Source organism: Bradyrhizobium ingae (genome assembly GCF_055791185.1).
Genome location: NZ_JBVUBB010000052.1, coordinates 1 through 17,057, shown reverse-complemented (window position 1 = coordinate 17,057; position 17,057 = coordinate 1). Strand labels below are relative to the sequence as shown.

Sequence of the window (17,057 nt, the reverse complement as noted above, 5' to 3'; positions counted from 1 at the left end):
AGGCTAGACTCTCATGCGTTACCTTTGCATTCTTGCGCTAGCGCTTTCCTTCATCGTCGGTCCTGGACCGCGTTCCACCGCCGCTCCACGGGATGGGAGCCGCATGCCCCCCGCTCCGCAGGACCTCTATTGCCTTCAGGGACGTATTTGGGGCTATCCGGGCAATTGCCAGTTCTCGACCTATGGCCAGTGTATGACCAGCGCATCCGGTACAAACGCCTATTGCGGCATCAATCCGATCTACGCGTTCGAGCGACATGGACGGCTGCAGCGCTGATTGAAATCGCCGCCGATGCGAGGTGAGCGTGCTTGGCGTAAGTCTCGCAAAATTAGACATGCCTATTCGAGACGCAGCAACGAACCAAAGTTGGCGCATGCCGCGCCAACTTTGCCGCCTTGATTTTGAGGCCAATCGTTGGCTGCGGTCCCTGTCGGATGCGATCTTTGGCCTAAGGGGTGCTCTCACACTCCCCCCGCCAAATCTGCGTTCGCTTGGCCCAGGAGTGCCCCAGGGGACGGCAACTTCCGCCGGTTCCTGAAAGGCGTGCAGCGGCGCGGCGTGCACGTAACCGACTAGGTGCATCTCTCGAGCTCCTTTCATGCATAGTGGCGGCGCAGAGCCGGTACTTTAGGCATGCATGCGTCGTCCGAAAGAGCCTGGTCGATCATCGCAGAGTGAATGCGGAGCTGCTGTCGAGATTTGCCGCTTTCGATCGCGTATTGAGGTGAATTACGTTTGATTTGAGGATGCTTGGACGTTCCGTTGGAACGTCTGTCCTCATGCTGTCGACCAGCCTAACCACCTCGACGGGTGAACGCAGGTCCAGTTTTCTCATCATCCGCGCACGATTAACCTTCACCGTCACCTCGCTGACGTTCAGCCTGACCGCGATCTGCTTGGCGAGCAATCCGTCCGCAACCAATGGTAAGATGTCGCGCTCCCGTGCCGTGAGCCCCTCGACGCGTCGCCGCGCTTCGCGCACAACGTGTTCGCGCTCAAGTCGCTTTCGGTCGAACTCGATGCCAACCCGCACCGCATCGAGAAATTCCTGCTCGCGGAACGGCTTGGGCAGGAAATCCACCGCGCCACGTTTCATCGCTTCCACCGAGATCCGAACATCCGAAACGGCGCTGATAAAGACGATAGGAATCGAGAGCCCTGACTCGGCGAGGGTGCGCTGCAGGTCTAAGCCCGTCGGAGATGTACCGGGAAAGCGAACGTCCAGCACCAGACAAGACGGGCCATGAAAGAAGTCCTCTATCGCTAATTCGTCAATCGAGGAAAACAACCTCACTCGAAGCCCAGCATCCTGGCATAAAGTTTCAAGAGAGCTCCTGATCTGCTCATCATCATCAACCACATAAATCGTTGCCGGGCTCGTACTCATGATCGATTGTCTCCTCGTCCAATTCATTCGTAACGGGAACCGATGCATCGGTTCCATCTTTGCAATTAATGCAATCATCCTAATCTAGCGGCGTGACAATGCTGCGATGTAATTCACGCTTCTTGAATTTTCGAGTCTCCTGCTGGAATGCGCACTGAGATGATCGTGAAGCATGTCTGCAAGAATGATTTATCAGAAAGCAAGGAAGAGCCAGTCCAATTTGAGAATACGTGCCAAACGCCTGGACAATCGCGAGCGCTTGACTGCTCTACCGGACGTCGTCGGCTCGAACGGAATGGACGACCGCAGCCAGTAGTAGACAGTCGGTCTCGGTTGCGCCAGGCTCGCGGCAGTCCCCATCAGGGAGATCAGCGTGCGCAGTGGCCAAGCGCTATAACGTTGATTGTCACGTCGCCGATCAGCTTGCCGTCTGTGAAGCTGCGCAGGCTCAATGTGAGCATCATCGATAGTAAGTCACCACTTTGGATCGGCAGTACTGAATGCTTGCCAATCGAGAAGCCTGGAGCAATTCGAAACGTTCCCCGTGCGATCACGTTTCTGGCTTTGGACCTTTTTATCGCAAATGGGACTACGGTCTCTCAGAGCCGGCGGGAAGAAACGCGTAGCGATCGCAGCAGTGGGTAATGAGGGCATGCGGCTTGCGCTAGAGACTTTACGCTGGGCCAAGTTTGGCTCCGTGTTCTCGTAGACTTCGTTTGATGAGGAGTTAGGGGCCTGCGGCCCCCCAGGCCGTCAAGCCCAGGCCCCATGAAGCCATGGGGTGGGAAACGGCGGGCCGTGTAATCGCTGCGCTCCGGCTTTCCGGGCTGCGACGGCCGCCCCCCCGCTCATTGGCGCTAGCCCAGTCCGGTTGCACGCGCAACCGGCAAAAAGGGCAGCCCAATGAAATCCGACGTCTATCAGAAAATTACCGATCAAATCGTGTGTGCAATTGAGAAACGCATGCGCCCTGGGCACCAGCTATGGAAAGCCGACATGCCAACGGACGTATTTCGCGGCATCGGGATTACTCTATTGATCGAGCGCGGTGTGGATATGCGGTTCTTTCAAAAATTGCTTGGGCATTCTAGCATCTCAACAACCGAGATTTGTACCCACGTACCAGATCGAGCGCTCAGAGCCAGCTTGGACAAAGCTGACGTCCTGGCCAATTTGGCAGCATAGCCCATTGAGATTGATAGCGGCAAATACAGCAACGCCATGACTCTCAGGTCACCTCTTCTTTAACCACGAGAACCGGTCGCAGCTGAGCGGGCTCTGGTTAGATTGATGAAGTTATAAGTGACTGATTGTGCTTCTATTTTAGATAAAGCGGAATGTCGACGATCGATGACAATCAGAAATGTTGACGATCGCTGACATTTTTATTTGTCAGCGAACGGCGACATATGATAATGTAAGCGAACGCTGACATTTTGGCTGCCCCCCATGCTCATACGAACCCCTGCCGACCTCGGCGCCGTTATTCGCGACAAACGCAAACGTCTCAAGCTCGACCAGTCGGCACTGGCCAAGCGGATCGGCGTTAGCCGTCAATGGGTGATCGATATCGAGCACGGCCATCCGCGCGCTGAGTTGGCGCTGGTCCTTCGCGCCCTCGATGCCCTCGGCATCCCTCTGGACGCAAACAATGGTATTCCCACCAGCCGCGCATCACGCCCCGCGGTTGATATCGATGCGATCGTCACAAAAGCCAAAAAGAGTAAAGCATGACGAGCGAACTTGTCGCGTTGTTGGACGGCAATGAAGTTGGCCGCGTGCGCAACGATGCCCGCGGCCGCCTGACGTTTCTCTATGACAACGACTGGCGCGGATCAGAGGGAGCTTACCCTCTCTCGCTCTCCATGCCTCTTGCCGCACAAGAGCACGGACCTGCCGCTGTGCAGGCCTTCCTCTGGGGGCTTCTGCCGGACAATGAGCGCGTCCTCGATCGTTGGGCGAAAAAATTTCAGGTGTCGGCTCGCAATGTCTTTGGTCTCATCTCTAATGTAGCCGAGGATTGCGCCGGAGCCGTCCAGTTCGTCACGCCTGATCGGCTGGAAACTCTAAAGACCGGCAAAGACGACAAGATTGAATGGTTGGACGAGTCGGAAATGGCAAAGCGGCTCCAAGCCTTGCACGAGGATCACGCCGCTTGGCGTCTGCCGCGCGATACCGGTCAATTCAGTCTTGCCGGCGCCCAACCTAAAACGGCTCTTCTTTTGAAAGAAGGTCGATGGGGCATTCCGTCCGGGCGCATTCCGACCACGCATATTCTCAAACCGCCGACCGGCCACTTCGATGGTCACGCCGAGAACGAGCATGTCTGCTTGCTGCTCGCACGCAACCTTGGCCTGCCAGTCGCGGACACGAAGGTAATGTGGTTCGAAAACGAAGTCGCGATCGTGGTCGAGCGCTATGACCGCCAACCAAGCGGAAACGACATCATCCGGGTCCATCAAGAGGATATCTGCCAGGCCATGAGCATCCTCCCGACCAAGAAATATCAAAACGAGGGCGGACCAACGCCGGCAGATGTGATTGAACTCCTGCGCACTTACTCGACGGACCGTAAGGAGGATCTTGAAATATTTATTGCCGCTCTCGGCTTCAATTGGCTCATAGGAGGCTCCGACGCACACGCCAAGAACTACTCATTGCTCCTGGCCGGCGGCCCTCATGTTCGGCTTGCACCTCTTTACGACGTGGCTAGCATTCTTCCCTACGACGATGTTGACTTGCTGAAGATCAAGCTCGCGATGAAAGTTGGCGGTGAGTACAAGCTTAGCCAGATCGGCTTGCGCCAATGGCAAAAGTTCGCGCGGGAAACGCGCGTTGATGCGGACGAACTCATTGCTAACCTAGTCGCCATGGCCGAGCAGATTCCGGATCTAGTGACCGAGATCCGCGCGCGCGCGCAACAAGAGGGATTGGGCAACGCCGTCACAGAGCGATTGGCGAATTCATTAAGCGCGCGAGCAAGGGGTTGCGAACGCCTTCTGAAGGGGACGTAAACGCACCCTCCCGTCGGGTGCCTTGGGCCGCGCTTGGCCAAGGCAATATTCCCGCCGGGATCATCCATCGAGATCAACACCGCGATCATCGAGCCATAATTGCCATCGGCTCACCGGCGCCTGGATCGCCGGAATGCGATGATCCTTGTGATGATCGTGGGGAAGGCAAAGGGCTTGGCGACGTCTTTCGAAACCTCGCGGGGGGCATTGACACGTCGCGCCGTGGTACCGCCACCAATACTGTTCGTCGTCGGAATAAAGCTTGATGATGCTGCAGTCCGGTACCGTTATCAGGTAATTCCGCCTCGTCGATGAGGCACTGATTCTTCCTGAACGAAGGAATGTGCGCGTAGCCGAAAACCGCAAGCCGGTCGGGGCGCATTGCCGCGGCCAGTGCCGCAGTCCGTACGCATGACTGCACCGTCTGTCTTGGAAGGCCGTAGAGGAGATCGAAGTTGATACGGCCTTATTTCATGCTCGCGCAGATTTTCGACTGCAGCCGCTGTCTGCGCCTCAGTCTGAACCCGGTTGATGGCATCTTGAACAATAGGGTCAAAGCTCTGCACGCCTAGGCTCGCGCGGCTCACTCCGGCGGAACCTAAGGCTTCGGCCATCTCTGCCGTGAATGCGCGTGGATCAATCTCGATGGCGATAGTTGCCGATGCGAAGTGCAGACGCAAAAGCTCCATCAAATCCAGGAGCTCCGCTGGCTCGATGAGGGTCGGCGTCCCGCCGCCGAAACGTACGTCCTTCACAGGTAGCTCTTTAGGCACTTGCTCCGCGACCAAACGAATCTCTTCGCGCAGCACCGCCAATAATCGAGGATCGGCCCATCCTGCTGGGTCATGGCGGTTGGAAAACCACAATACCGGCAAATCGATCGGCAGAACGGAACGTGTAAATAGAGCGATACAGGCTCGTGGGACGGCAGGCGCCTCAGCCATTTCTCACAGGCCTTGGCACCGACCTCAGCGGAGAACTGTGATACCGTTGGATAGATGTACCAAGGCGACCGAGCATCGCAATATTTTTTTAGGATCGAAGACTGCAATGGTTGCTGTCCCTTGCCTGGAGCAGGGCCATGTTCGCGATCGCTGTAGAATCAACACCAGCGGTGACGTAAAAAATCGTCTTCCAAGTGCTGCCAAGAGCTCTCTTCTGGCTGCTTGGCTGCAAGAGTGCTCGCCAGCGTCTAACCCGCGAAGTCTCTTCGTGAACAATCCTGAGCAGACACGAAAGCGAGCAAGCCTCTTCAAACAGAGGGACATAACTTATTCGGGAGCAAGGACATATCCGCCGCTCTTTTTGATCCAAACAATGAACATGCGGTGTTGAGGATGGTGGCTGGCGAGTTTGTACTCTTGTGGTAGGCCTCCTCGGGTACTCGGATAAAGTAGTCAACGAAAGTATAATCCGATCTGCCGGAGTCGTCGGTGAAGTGAACTTTCGCTCTTACTTGCAATCGATCACCTCTTACGAGCGCCAAGTTTGCGCGTATCACTGAGGACCTAGAGTGCCATTTAACTTCTAGGCTTCCATAGTAGGCCTCGAAACTCGGCGTCCGCGCAATACCCAAATCGCAGTCGGTAGGACGACATCTGCTCCACGCATGAACAAGGGCTTTGTCGAACTGCTGGTCGACAAATATGTGTGTAATGATGCCGGTGCTCCGATCCTCATTAGACCAGTTTCCAGCAAACTTAGTCATTGGCGTGCCACCGAGGTTGCGTGGCATAAGAGGGTTGGTTTGCTCGCCAAACGTTGGTTGGAGAAGCAGGAGCGCGAGCAGCATGACCGCGGATAATCGCAACATTGTTTTGTCCGGTTAGTTTGACATTCAACGGTTGGCAACAACCGTGCCAGCTAGCTGGACTCGTAAATCGGAGGTTTGGAGTGGATCTCGTCTCTGCAGCTCAGAGATGCCTCGTCGTAAATCCGACGATCCGCCGCGCCAAAAGACGGCTGCGTGGCAGACTTCTTACTTCCTTGTTCGATTTTGGCGTGACTTGATAGCTGCCTAACAGTTCACTATGGCATGAGTGTACCGTGTCAGAGGCTGACTGCGCCTGCGCACTACGTAGCGCACGAGGCTTCTGATTGCCGAATTATTGCCTCGCGTAGCTCCTCCGAGCGGAAAACAGAGCGTGCGCGTCGCAGCCATTCGCGTTTCGTCCTGGCACGAGGCTACAACACGAACTCGGGTGTTCCCAACCATCGGGACAGGGCGACTGAAAGCGCGGTTAGGGATCCAAGGTCCTTCGGCGGATGGACAACCGCAGCTTGTCCCGGTAACATGAACGGAAAGGGAACGATATCGGTGCGTCCCGGTAGTTCGGGGCGATTGCCGGCAGGGGGCCATTTTGCTGTTTCGACACCTCAGTGACGATGTATTTCTAGCATTTTCGCGAGATCACAAGCATCTTTACTCTCTCGTCTTGTTGGACTTACACGACCGCTTCTTCACCGGCGCGCCGGCCTTTCCCACCCCCCAAGAGGTCACGCACGCAATTTACGACGTGATGCGGGCCAATCCGTCGCTTTGGAACGAGAGCGACGACTTCGGCGAGCCTCTGCCCGAGGTCGTGTCCGCAGGGCGCAGACGGATCAAGCGCGCCGCGGCGAGCAAGACCGAGACGGCGGACCGGGCTCTGATCATCGCTCGCCAACTCTATCAGCGGCTGATCGCTTGGGGCTGGCTCGAAGAGGAGGAGTACGGCCTACGCGTTACCGTCGACATGTCGATGGGACCACTTTTGGTGATCCAACGTCTGGCCAGCCTGAACAAGGACGTCTCTCAGAGGTTCGGCGGCCTCATCGTTACCGTCCGCGTGAACCTCGAGGCCGTGGAGAAGCTCAATCCAACGGTCGTCGACAGGAAGCAACGGCAGGTCGCGCTGGCGCTGCGGGAGGCACGCAACCAGGTCGACCAATTCACCAAGAGCCTACGCGCCATCCTGTCGGACCTGAAACGCATCCGCCGTACCGTCATGGAATCCAAGACGGTCGGCGATCGGCTCGAGGCCTTCTTCGAGGAATTCGTAGAGCAGCTTCTGCTGAGGGATTTTGAGTCGATATTGACGTTCAATCATCCTTACCGGTTCAGGGACACCATCGTCGATCTCGCGAGGCGGATTGCTTATACGCCCGCGACCATGCAGGTGCTTTCGGAGGAGTACGTCACCGCAGGCGTTTCGCCATCGATGTCGGAGGCGTACCTAGACGTCGAGGGCGATCTACTCGCGATCGAAAGCACCTTCGGTCATATCGGCGAAATGTTCGAACGGATCGAGGCCTTCCGGCGCCAACTTGAGGCACGCGTCCGTAACACAATCAAATACGCCGAGCGCGGCACCCACGGCCTGGTAGGACGGGCAGGGGATCTGGTGCGCCGACTCGACGGGCTCATCGCGCGAGGGCGGCACGCGAACGCCACCGTCGAATGGAGTCTCGAGCCGCTTCGTTCGCCGTGGTCGGAATTCCACCATGCACCGAGCCGCGAGCCGCGCAAACCTATCGAACTCAAGCCCTTGGTCGATTGGCCCGACGATCCCCTCTACGAACTCCGGAAGAGATTGCGCAGGCGATACATCGAGAGAATTGCACCCGGCCCCAAGGAGGTTCAACGCTTCCTCGAAGCCCAGGTGCCCGTCGCGGGGACGAGAGAAGCACGATTTATGGCACTCGAGACAGTCGACGATTTCCTCGCCTTCGATGCCGCTCGTAGGTTTGCCTTGACCAACGAAATTCCGCCGGAGGTTGGCCTTCATTTCGAATTGGAGTTTGCGCCGGACTCGCCCCCTCATGATAGCGAATGGCTGCGGTGCTCCAATTTCATTGTCCGGCGCCATGCCCGTGCGAGGCGCCGCCATGCTCAGTGAATTCGAGGCGATCGAGCGCAGCTTGGGTGCGGAAAAAGCTGCCGACCTCAGGAAGGCAGTGCATTTCCTGTTGAGGCGGCAGTTTCTCTTCGCCGGCGATCCGCGAACCGGTACGATCTACAATGTGATCATGGACGGCCGCTTTCGGTCGGTCATCGATGAATTCTTCGACAGTTGCGGTTACCGGGTGCACCGGGACACCGAGGCCCAGTGGGCCGGGATCGTCGCTGTCGGCGAAGACGTGCCATTGCCACGCATGAAACTCGACGAGACCATCGTCGTCCTGGTGCTGGCCGCGCACTGGCAGGACGAAGTCAACGTCGGCGCTGTCGAAGACCGCGCCATAGTCGTCACGACGGTGAACGCCCTGTTCGACCGCTACAAGGACATGGTCCAACCGAACGGATCGGGCGCGATCTCCCTCGGTCGTTTTCGGGAGATCTTGAAGGAAGCGTCTCAAAGGAGCCTCGTCGATGTCGGAGATTTCGACAGCGAGGCGCAGGACTTCGAAGTTGCGATCCGTCCGATGATCAAGCTGATCAGCGGTTCGGACGCCCTGCAGCGGATCGAACGCTACGTCCGATCTCAGGAGGTGGGCGTGCCCCAGATGGTCGATGGAGACGAATCGTGATGGAGTTGCGTCATGTGTCCATGGTCAATTGGCACCTCTTCGACGTCGAAGATTTCGATCTGACCGGCCATGTGGGTGTTTTCGGTGAGAACAGGTCGGGCAAGTCGACCATACTCGACATGGCCCAGGTCGTGTTGACCGGCGGTAACAAGAACGTTCAGCGACTCAATGCGGTCGCCGGCGACAAGGGAAAAAGCCGTAGCGCATCCAAGCGAACCATCGTGGACTATTGCCTTGGCGCCTTGGGGGAGGATGAGCGCAAGAGAGAGCAGGCTCGCACCTACATTTGTCTCGGGTTCGTAGACACCGAAGGCAAGCGGTCTCCGGTCACGATCGGAATGGCGATAGAGGCCCGCCGGTCGGAGACCAACGAAACCGTCCTCGGCCGCTTCGTCGTCACCGGCAAGATATTGAAGGCCGCGGACTTCATCGAGATGAGGGAAGGCAAGCGATTTGCGGCAGAATGGGACGACGTTCGCAACCGGATCGTCTCGGCCGTCGGACAAGACAATTTCGTCAATCACCGGGACAAGGCGATCGATTACGTCCGAGAGTATATGCGCAAGCTGGTTCCGCATGCTTCCGTCGTCGGAGAGCAGAACGCAAACTCGCTTCAAAAGGCCGTCGTGAACGCAATGACGCTGGATCACGATCAGACCGCCACCGAATTCGTGCGCAATTACATTCTCGAAAAGAACAATATGAAGGTGGGAGAGCTCCGGGAGTCGATCCGAACCTACCGGAATATCAACGATACGATCCGGACGATGCGAGAGAAGCTGGAGGCGCTGGTGGCGCTGAAAGCCATTCTAGCGGAACTTGCCGACTCCCATGAGCGCAAGGCTCTGGAACAGTGGATATCGAAACGTGCCAATTGGTTCGGCGCACGTACGGCCTACCTCGCGGAAGTCGCGAAGTTCACGGAGGAGGCGGCGAAGCGCGATGCGGCCAAGGCCGAGATGGATTTCATCGATGACGACTTGAGAGCGATCGAGGCCGAAATCAGAAGATTGGACATTGCGATCTCCGAGCACGACGCAAAGAGCGGACGCAGCGCGCTCTCTCAATCGCTGACTTCCGCCTTGCAGGCGGGGCACCGTGCAAGCATCGAATTCGAGCGAAGGTTGGCTTCCGTCCGTTCTCTGCAGGCGCTGGTCGCTATGAGGGATTTTGGCTTCGACGAGTTCATCCCGCTGATCTCCGGGCTGACGCGGGCCGCGGTCGGCGCGTCGATCGAGCGGCCGACCGGTGGTTTGCTGGATGCGGAAATTCGACTGATTGCCTCGGACCGAGCGTTGGTAATGAAGGTCGACCAAGCGCGCCGCGATCTGATCCGGAAGGCCGAGGACGAAAAGGGCCGGGCACTGTTGCTCGAGGAGCGGCTTCGACAGCATGCGAGCGGCGGAAGTTCGATTTATCTGCACGAAGACACGGAGCGCTTATGTCTCAAGTTGCGGCAAGCAGGGATGTCGCCCCGCGTGCTGTGTAACCTCATCGAGCTATCGGACGTCGCCTGGACGGCAGCGGCAGAGGGCCTCTTGGGCCGAGACCGGGAGGCCGTCTTCGTCGATCGGTCCGATATCGCTCGCGCCACGGCCATCTTCAAAGAGGGCCGCCGTGAATTCCGGCGTGCTTCTTTGGTGAGCTTGAACAAGCTCGATCCGAACGGTCCCGGTCCGCGTGCTGGAACATTTCCTGCGCTTTTCAAGTCCGACGATCGGGATGCCATTGCGTTCATCATCCGAAGGCACGGGACGGTGCGGCTGGCGGATACGATCGCCCAATTCAACGAACCCGGGCGGGCGATCATGAAGGACGGTCTTTACGACGATGGTTTGGTGCGAACGCACCGCGCGGCCGAGCCTTCGGACTTCAAGATCGGCAAGGCGGCGCAGACCCAGGCGTTTCGTGATTTGAAGGAGCAGGCCGAACAGCTTTCCGATGCGCACGCAAGGTCGGAGGGTGCGGCCAAGCTCGCCGATGCGGCGTACGTCCAGCTTGGAAGGATCTTCGACGACCATCTGCCGTCGTTCAAAACCATCGTCGCAGACTACGAAAAGTCGGAACTAGAGCGGAAAGAATTCGAGCAACGTATCGCTGCGCTGGACGGCGCCGGTGACGGCGGTCTGAAGCAAAAACGACAAGCCCAGTTGGAACTGAAGCGGCATCGTGCAGGACAGAGGACTCCGCAAGAAGACGCGCATCGTAAGCACACAAGGGCGGCCGACATCGCGATGCACACCATCGAGTCGGGAGAGGGGACTTCGGGCTCGAAGCTAGGGGCAAGGGTAGCCTGGGCTTCGTACGGGCAGTACCGAAAGCTATACGATCGGCAGTCGGGGCGGGCGGCCTATCGGTCTCGTTTCGAAAACCTATCGACGCGAGCCGTCCTGGATAGGCACAGGACGATCGCCTCCGAAGCGTCGAAAGCGGCGAACGGGGCGGATGATGACCGGATCAAGATCGAGCGTCGCGTGCGACAGGCGCTCGGAGATTATTTCGACCAATTCGGCGTCGTGTCGCAGGTTGGGACCGAGAGCGAGCCTCTGCAGGAAGTGCGACCGTGGATGGAGACGCTGATTCAGGAAATGGAGGAGAACGAGCTACGGCGGTACGAGAGACAGGCGGCGGAGGCGGCCGATAAGGCGAAGACGCTGTTGCGAGGCGAGTTCATCAATGCTCTCACGTCGCGCATCAGCAAGATGGAGCGCGAGCTCTCGGCCATGAATATCGGCCTGGCCGATCATCCGTTCCACAACGAACGGTATTCGTTTCACCATACGCGCCTGGTCGAATTTCAGCCGATATTGAAGGTCGTCGAGATCAGCAAGACCTCGCCAGAGGCGCTCGACATGCTGTTCAAAGGGGACAAGGTCCCGGACGACTTTCCTCATCGCGACACGCTGCGGGAAATCGAGGCGTTGCTCGAAGATCCGGACAAGGATTTCGGTCTCTTCGAGGACTACCGCAACTTCTTCACTTTCGAGATCCACATGACCGACATCGTCACTGGTCGACCGACGCGATGGGAGACGCGCCGGGGAACCGGGTCGGGCGCCGAGCAACAAGTCCCGATCTATGTGGCCATCGGAGCGTCGCTCGCGTCAGTCTACGGTAGTGGGAAGTCCGGAGCGGGACGTCCATCCGGCATGTCGATGGCGATTTTCGACGAGGCGTTCTCGAAGATGGATGGAAAGAATCAACGGCAGATGATGAGCTTTTATAAGAAGCTCGGTCTCCAGATCATCATTGCCGCGCCAAACGAAAAGAGGATCGCCGTTCTAGAACATATCGATACTGTGATCGAAGTCGATCGAATTGGCGAAAACGCTCGGGTCACGGTGGCCGAGCTCAAAGAGCGGGCTCGCAGAGAACTCCAGGCGATGGACCCCGATCGCATGTCCGATGACGATCTCGAAAAGGTGGCTGCAGAATAGGATGCCGAGGCAGTTCACCGACGCGCGCCTGCTGATGTCGGATCTTCTAGACCGTTTTGAAGGCGGGGCCGAAAGCCCGATCGCTTATCCGGACTATGACGGGTTTCTCGATGTTGCCCAGATGGACAAGTTCATCAAGGAGCTCCGCGACGCGGAAGGACGCGGAGGGATCCGGATCGCCAGGGGGCGTGGACTCAAAAGCGAGCAGATCAAGCACGTGAGGCTGGAGAACGCCCCGTCGGTCTACGAACTTCTCGAACGGAGACCGGTCGGAGAGCTGATGGAGGTGGCCGCTAACCGCCTGCTCGACGGACTGGAACTGCCTATTGAATTTCAAGGCTCGGTGGATGGGCTTCGGTTGGCTTGGTCACGCGGGCGCGAATGGCAGGGCTTCTCGCTCGACGACGTGGATCACCTAAGGCCTGCCTTCGTGATGGCGAAGGCCATATTGGAGGGCAAGCATGCAGGCCTAGACTATCGGACGTTTTCCCGTCGCTTCGGAGGGGAAAGTAAGCGGCTCGAAAGGCTGGAAGGACCCGTGGTCAGGCTTCTGAGCGGAGCATTGGAGCTTCCGCCGGGCGCTCGCCCGAGAGATGCGCTTCGGACACTAGGACTCGAGAAGTTCGCTCCCCCAATGCTGATCTCCGGCCGGCTCGATTTTGACGTGGCCGAGTTATCGGCCGCAGGGCCGAAGTATTTCGGCATTTCACCGGACGAGATCCGACGTCTCAGGGTTCGAGAAAAGCCCCAGTATGTTTTGACCATCGAGAACTTCGCCAGCTTCAATCGTCATGTCAGGGAGGCCGACCCGGAGCGCGCCGGCGTCACCATCTACGTCGGCGGATACCCTTCAATGGCGACGCAGGACGCCCTAAGAACCCTAGCGACGACCCTGCCTATCGACGTTCCGTTTTACCATTGGTCGGATATCGACCCGGATGGCACTTGGATCTTCCGCACCATCGAGACCTCAATCGGTAGGGCGCTCAAACCCCATCTCATGTCTGCGGATTTGGCCGATAGGTTAGGGAAGGCGCCGACAGAAAGACTGAGATTGCCCGCCGGACCTGTCATGTCAGCTATTTCGGATCTCATCGCCTATCTTCGACGTGATGACGCCAAGTGGTTGGAGCAAGAGGAACTCGATCCCGTGCGGCCCCAATCGTGATCTTCTTGACAAGGTCGCGGCGCCGTTTGCTTCTCTCGACATCTGGCGTCTTCGGAAAGACTTCGGAGGCGCGAGTGCCTGGGGGGGGCAGTCGATGACGACGCAGAATTTGCCGCCCGTAGCGAGCGCGGCCCCCAACAGATGCTTGCTCATCAGCTCCCACCAGCCGCACGAGAAGCCGATTCCACCGTCACGCAACGCTGTGCGTCGCGGCCTACGGATTCCTGATCTCTGAGCGGGAGACGCTTCCCCCCTCAGCAACAGGTTCCGCCGGGCTTTTCAAAGAAATTACAATTCCCGAAACTTATCACCCGAGGGGGGCCGCCATTGCGGCCTGAACGGCGCGTTCCAAATTCGATCGCGATCGTTCGGCCAGGATTGAGCGTCGCTCTCGCGTCCACACTATCTCGATGCCGTTGTTGCATCAGGGCAGTCTCAAGTCAAAGCTGCGCGTCCGTCACTGGAGCGACAATCTCTTCAGCTTCGCCACCACGCGCAATTCATCGTTCCGCTTCCGCAGCGGCGAACTCACTATGATCGGGCTCAAGGTCGATGAAGCCGCTGCTGCGTGCCTACGGCCTCGCCAGCGCCATTACGAGGACCGGCTGGAATTCTTCTCGACCAGGGAGCCGAACGATCCCTTAACCTCGCGTCTGCAGCACTTGAAGCAGGGGACGAGATCACCGTGAGCCGCAAGGCGAGCGGGACGCTGGTCATTGACGATCTCGAGGATGGGCGCAATCTCTATCTGATCGGCACCGGTAGGCATGAGCCGCGATCCGGTATTTCGTTCCTTTCAATATCCCGCCTCCGATATGGTTGCCGGTCCAATTGCCCCGATCATTTCAATCACTCGAGTATCCTCCTTCGTATTGGAGGGGCGCGGCCAGACAAGCTGGTAAGTTTCCGATTGCCATCCTAGCTTTCCAACCAAGAGGTCATCAGGAAACCCCTAGCGCGCATGATGCAACGGCGCGAATTCGAAGTCTCATCATACGCCTCCTCGAAGTGCGGGTCCTTGTAGTAGTCGTGCGAACAATGCCTTTGATGTTCAGGGCGGTCGGCATCTCATCCGACCGCCTCTCTTGAGCCTATCGGCGGCCAAAGCACGGGACTAAACACCTAGATCCTTCCCAGCCGACAAGGTGACGCTCGTGGCTCGGCCGAAGTCAGCGGTCTCCCTCAGTCCTTGTTGCGGCTGTCGGACGGGTCGCGGCCACAGCCATTACGTGCGATGCGTTAGGAAGACCCGAATGTCGTTTTGCTTGCGTGACGGGCCCAACGTTGCCGTGTATGGCACGCCACCAATGGTGAAATTCGTCTGCTGCTGGTCCTCGTTCGGCAACACGCCCATGTAGTGCATGCCCCGCATGAGCTCCACAGGCGCACGTCGGTCGCCGTGCTGCCAGCCCGGGACGTACATTGTTAGATCCGGCGCGGTCGGCGGCGCGGGAGGCATGTATGGAGCCCCAAAAATCGATGCGCCGACCCCTTGCTCCCACGATGGGCTGGGCTGATTGACGCTTGGTGCTGGCGAAGGTGCCTCCATTCCGCGCCAAAAACTCGACGTGTTGCCCCAACTCTCGGCCGGCACCTGTCCCCGTTGATCCACCCCCGCCCAAAACTCCGCCGAATTGTAACTGGCCGCCGGCGAAGCGCCGAGCAGCGGCACCGTATCAGCCGCTTCCCAAAGCTCGTCCTGGTTGAAACTTGAGACCCGCGACGGGGATGATTCATGCACTGGCGACAGGGCAGGCTGATGCACTGGCTGGTTCGCGCTACCCCCCGCAGCACCCGACGTACCCTCTCCAAGAGTCTCACGGTACTTCTTAAGCATGCGCAGTCCCCCCTTGACGTAGCGGTCACCCGGACACAGGTCGTTAGCATAATCCTTCAACGTCTCATCGCTGAGCGCGGAGAGAGACAGCCCGTGACGGGTGTGAAGCGCTTCAGATAGCTTACGGAGACCCGTATTACCGTGTTGTATACTGTTCGTCGAAAGCCCCCCGCGGATCTGCTGCATGATGCTGCTCGAGCGCGCCTCGCGAGCCGCATTACCTGCCCGCTCGATGAGGTCGGCGTCTCCGGGAGTGACTCCATACCGCATCCGAGTATCACGAGTCCCACGGTACAGCCGAAGCATGCTCAACCCCTTCCTGACCTTGGCTTCACCCGGGAACAGTTGCTGGGCATAAATCTTCAGCGACTCGTCGTCGAGCCGAGAGAGAGACAACCCGTGAAGGTCGTGAAGCCTTTCAGATAGCATACGGAGACCCGATCTGTTGTTAACTAAAGTTGCTTCGCTTATGGTTCTGTTCGGTGCCGTCCGTGCCGCATGATCCGCCCTCTCGATGAGGTCCTCGTCTCCAGGAGCTGCCGTATACCGCCTTCCATAATCCGGAGCGTCCGGCTGGGCAGCCTCTTCGAGGTGCTGCTCAAAGTTGCCTTGCGCAGCCTGCTCGGGTTGTTCCGCCTGCCCCTCCTCCTGCTGTGCCACCATGGCGTAGTACGCATTTGGGTCGAATCCAAATAGATTGAAGTTGCTCGGGTCCATCTTAGTCTCCTACGTTCGTCCATCACGTAAGCATGCGGCCTAGATGCTACTCGGGCCGGCTGTCGGAGAGCTGACGAGCAGCCTACGTGGAGGGAGCGCTGAACCGGAGCGGCAGCCGCTCGGCAATCAGGGTCCTTCAGGTTGTTTCGAAGTGGCCTTCGCATCTACACCAGCTTGAGCTTGGCATCTTCATCAATTCCGTTCTTGGTCACCCGAAGTCACCAAACGGTGCGTATTCTGCCGACAGGCGTGACGAGCTTAAGCGCGCTATTCGGGAGGCCTGGTACTGGCTGGAAGGTGCCGCCCTTCCGATCCGACATCCCGGATACCTTGAGCCCAATACGCTTCGGTGCTCAGTCGTCGCGCGCTGAAGCTGGGAGAAGAGCCCGACCCTGTTCGTTCCTTCGGCGCAAGGATGCTGCCCAAGGAGTCCTTGCATCTTGCGATCAGAGAAGACGTTTGGGCCCATTATCACCGGGAAAGATTCGATACGGCCGTGTTCGAAGCGATGTAGCCGGTTGAGGTCGCCGTGCGGTATGCCGCGAAACGCCCGGCAAGGGACGTCGGTCCCTCGCTGACGCGCAAGGCCTTCGATCCCAACAACGGGCCGTTCGCCGACATGAACGCCGACCCGGCCGAGCGGGACCGCACGTGCACACCTCTTTAGCGGCGCCATTGGTTCTTATAAGAACCCGCATTCGTATCGCAATGTTGCACTGGATGATCCGGAAGAAGCCGCCGAAATCATCATGCTCGCAAATCATTTGCTCCGTATTATCGACGCGCGCGCCATCGTAGTTGGTCGATCCCGTGGCCGCTGAGCGACGCCGCTCGGCGCGTCCGCTACGCGGACCGGTGCCGCGCGGCAATTTGGGTGGAAGCGCGTATCGCGTGACATGTCGCATGGGACGCAAGTGGATGAATGCGTAGCGGCGCTGCATGCCCACCTTTGCGACCAGCCGCGAGCCGCTCAAACCTCCACTATCG

At 58.3% G+C, this 17,057-nt stretch carries 9 protein-coding genes and 4 pseudogenes; 10 read left to right on the top strand and 3 right to left on the bottom strand.

What is annotated here, in order from left to right; translation table 11 throughout:
• Positions 1-13: 13 nt before the first annotated feature.
• A complete protein-coding gene (locus ACV1FX_RS38450) occupies positions 14-277 on the top strand; it encodes a DUF3551 domain-containing protein (RefSeq protein ID WP_473122714.1) in 264 nt (87 codons plus the stop codon).
• A 388-nt stretch (positions 278-665) separates the two neighbouring features.
• Here ACV1FX_RS38450 and ACV1FX_RS38445 read toward each other — a convergent pair whose 3' ends face one another.
• Positions 666-1,388, bottom strand: coding sequence for a response regulator transcription factor (locus ACV1FX_RS38445; protein ID WP_473122713.1), 723 nt, complete (start codon positions 1,386-1,388; stop codon positions 666-668).
• Between the two features lie 900 nt (positions 1,389-2,288).
• On the opposite strand from ACV1FX_RS38445, the pseudogene ACV1FX_RS38440 reads away from it, so the two are divergent.
• From ACV1FX_RS38440 to ACV1FX_RS38430, 3 genes and pseudogenes are all read left to right on the top strand, one after another.
• Positions 2,289-2,573: pseudogene (locus tag ACV1FX_RS38440) on the top strand (tyrosine-type recombinase/integrase); the annotation flags it as partial.
• Positions 2,574-2,837: 264 nt separating this feature from the next.
• Positions 2,838-3,122 (top strand): helix-turn-helix domain-containing protein, encoded by a 285-nt coding sequence (locus ACV1FX_RS38435; protein ID WP_473122712.1) that lies wholly within the window; start codon positions 2,838-2,840, stop codon positions 3,120-3,122.
• Positions 3,119-4,402, top strand: a complete 1,284-nt coding sequence (locus ACV1FX_RS38430) for a type II toxin-antitoxin system HipA family toxin (RefSeq protein WP_473122711.1) — start codon at positions 3,119-3,121, stop codon at positions 4,400-4,402. The genes ACV1FX_RS38435 and ACV1FX_RS38430 overlap by 4 nt, the downstream gene beginning before the upstream one ends.
• 286 nt (positions 4,403-4,688) lie before the next feature.
• Here ACV1FX_RS38430 and ACV1FX_RS38425 read toward each other — a convergent pair.
• Positions 4,689-5,453, bottom strand: a pseudogene (locus ACV1FX_RS38425) (radical SAM protein); the annotation flags it as partial.
• 1,309 nt (positions 5,454-6,762) lie between these two features.
• Between ACV1FX_RS38425 and ACV1FX_RS38420 the strand changes: the two are divergent.
• From ACV1FX_RS38420 to ACV1FX_RS38400, 5 genes and pseudogenes are all read left to right on the top strand, one after another.
• Positions 6,763-8,280 carry a Wadjet anti-phage system protein JetA family protein gene (locus tag ACV1FX_RS38420; protein WP_473122710.1) on the top strand — a complete coding sequence of 506 codons (1,518 nt, stop codon included), beginning with the start codon at positions 6,763-6,765 and terminating at the stop codon, positions 8,278-8,280.
• Positions 8,270-8,911 (top strand): DUF4194 domain-containing protein, encoded by a 642-nt coding sequence (locus ACV1FX_RS38415; RefSeq protein ID WP_254108410.1) that lies wholly within the window; start codon positions 8,270-8,272, stop codon positions 8,909-8,911. Before ACV1FX_RS38420 ends, ACV1FX_RS38415 begins: the two co-directional genes overlap by 11 nt.
• Entirely contained in the window at positions 8,911-12,348 is a 3,438-nt protein-coding gene (locus ACV1FX_RS38410; RefSeq protein WP_473122731.1) for an SbcC/MukB-like Walker B domain-containing protein, read from the top strand. The genes ACV1FX_RS38415 and ACV1FX_RS38410 overlap by 1 nt, the downstream gene beginning before the upstream one ends.
• 1 nt (position 12,349) lies before the next feature.
• A complete protein-coding gene (locus tag ACV1FX_RS38405) occupies positions 12,350-13,516 on the top strand; it encodes a Wadjet anti-phage system protein JetD domain-containing protein (RefSeq protein ID WP_473122709.1) in 1,167 nt (388 codons plus the stop codon).
• Between the two features lie 410 nt (positions 13,517-13,926).
• Positions 13,927-14,279: pseudogene (locus tag ACV1FX_RS38400) on the top strand (ferredoxin reductase domain-containing protein); the annotation flags it as partial.
• Positions 14,280-14,741: 462 nt separating this feature from the next.
• On the opposite strand, the gene ACV1FX_RS38395 reads toward ACV1FX_RS38400, so the two are convergent.
• The gene (locus tag ACV1FX_RS38395) at positions 14,742-16,070 is read right to left on the bottom strand and encodes a hypothetical protein (protein ID WP_473122708.1); all 1,329 of its coding nucleotides are present in this window, start codon (positions 16,068-16,070) and stop codon (positions 14,742-14,744) included.
• Positions 16,071-16,729: 659 nt separating this feature from the next.
• Here ACV1FX_RS38395 and ACV1FX_RS38390 point away from each other — a divergent pair.
• A pseudogene (locus ACV1FX_RS38390) lies at positions 16,730-16,891 on the top strand (TIGR02391 family protein); the annotation flags it as partial.
• Positions 16,892-17,057: the final 166 nt, after the last annotated feature.